1 protein-coding gene and 1 pseudogene are annotated in these 1,891 nt (G+C 41.2%); both read right to left on the bottom strand.

Going from position 1 to position 1,891, the window contains the following annotated elements; translation table 11 throughout:
* Positions 1-449 precede the first annotated feature (449 nt).
* Positions 450-1,376, bottom strand: a pseudogene (locus D0T60_RS18355) (IS3 family transposase); the annotation flags it as partial.
* Between the two features lie 23 nt (positions 1,377-1,399).
* On the bottom strand, positions 1,400-1,759 hold the full coding sequence (locus D0T60_RS18350; RefSeq protein WP_163219914.1) for a helix-turn-helix domain-containing protein: 360 nt from the start codon (positions 1,757-1,759) through the stop codon (positions 1,400-1,402).
* Positions 1,760-1,891 lie beyond the last annotated feature (132 nt).

Genomic DNA, 1,891 nt, shown 5'->3' with positions numbered 1-1,891 from the left:
TAAACACATTGTTTCAAGGCACCAAACACATTGTTTCATGGCACTAAACAGATTGTTTCACGGCACGAAACACTTCGTTCACCTGTATGTTAACGTTTTTAGTTGACTACTTTCAGTCTTATTAATAGAATTGGTTGCCTCGGTTTATACTTAGTTATAAACTAGGTTGACCTTTTTCATTGTTTATTGATGAATCCGGTTTACCCTTGTGATTAGTTAGTTCACAAAAATAATCAAGAATTCCATTTACTCCAAACAAATTATAAAAAACAGTGTAGAAGTTTTTTATACTTCTGGAGGCTTAAAGTCTCCCCAAAGCTTTCTGTGGTGTTCAATCAACTGTGTGCCGCGTTATTTTCTTTAGTAACAATACTCATCGGTCGGGGAGCGCCCTAGCGGCAAGGGGCGGGACCACCCGTCCCGACGAGCGGTAAGATTACCGTCTGGCTTTAAGTTATCAATCCGGGTTCCTGCTTCCTCTTGATGGCTCTCTCACGATAACTGATCCATCTTTTCTTGAGTTCTCCCTCACCCAGGGCTGCCTGTAAGGGTGTCATTCCATCCAAACTCCAGTGAGGGCGTTCGTTGTTATAGAACTCCACAGCTGCTTTCAGGGCAACCTTTAGATCTGAGATTCGATAAAAGTCCATGTCCTTAAGCAACTCGTTCTTGATCGTGTTGTTCACACGCTCGGCTACTGCATTATCCTTGGGATTACCACACTCTGTCATGCTTATGCGGATTTTACAATCTTTCAAGCGGGCCGTATAGTCATAACTGACATATTGTACCCCACGATCGGAGTGATGGATAAGACCTGAAAGGTCTTTACCCTTATAATGACTGATAGCCATTTCCAATGCTTCACGGGTATATTTGGCCTCCAGTGTTTCGGCTACACTATATCCGATGATTTCTTTGGTATAATAGTCTGTAACTAAGGAGAGGTAACAGAATACATATTCGTTCGTTGAAGGACTTATTTTCAGAGGCATATAGGTTATATCACTAACCATCAACTGGCAAGGATGATCCGGGATCAAATCCTTGACAAGATTGGGGTAAGTAGGTAGACCATGTCTGGAATCAGTGGTTACAACACGCCGTTTGCGCTTGCGTACTTTTAGGTTATAACGCTCCAGAATGTCATAAAAACGATTATAGCCTACGCTATTTTCAGGACCGAACCGATTACGGTACATCAGCCAGAGCTTATTACCACCAATGCCGGGATCTTTATGACGGACGGATTTGACAAATTCAATAACAAAAGCTTCCAAAGAGAGTTTGGACATCAATGTATCTACATGCTTGTAGTAGGCTTGTTTGCTAACACCAAGTAGACGACACATAGGGACGATGCCGTAAAGCCTCTTGTCCCTATTGTGAAGCCTACAAGCTACTTGGTGCCAACTTTTTTTAAGTCAATACCATAAACGTCTTTGCCAAAAGCGACCATCTCTTGGTAAAAATCAGCACGTAAGCGCTCCTCTGAAAGCTTTTTCTTCAAAGAGGAGAGTTCATCCAGAAGCTTTTGATAGTCTTCGGGCTTAATGTCTTTACTCTGCTTCTTCATCATTGAGGATTCTAAAGGATTACTAACCTCAAAGGTAGTGATTGCACGGTAAATACTAGAACGACTTAGCCCCATTTTGTTGGCTAACTCAGATACACAAACGCCTTCGATTACATGAAGACGATAAATCTCACGAATCCGAAAATGAAAAGCGTGAGCATCGTTGGACTTCTTTTCTTTCATTGGTTGAGTCGTTAAAGAGTCAACCATATCTACAAAAAGACAACCAGTAGATAATAAAAGAAGTAAATCAATGAATAGAAAGTTTATAAAGTTCTTAGGTCTTGTATTGTTGGGAGCCTTTCTTTACTCCTG

This window comes from Bacteroides sp. 224, from assembly GCF_010500995.1.
Classification (GTDB): Bacteria; Bacteroidota; Bacteroidia; order Bacteroidales; family Bacteroidaceae; genus Bacteroides.
The sequence above is the reverse complement of the archived record's forward strand: the minus strand, read 5'-3'. Positions and strand labels throughout refer to the sequence as shown.

Excerpts from the sequence above, each read along its gene's own strand:
- D0T60_RS18350 (WP_163219914.1), bottom strand. The coding sequence starts at position 1,759 with ATGAAAGAAAAGAAGTCCAACGATGCTCACGCTTTTCATTTTCGGATT.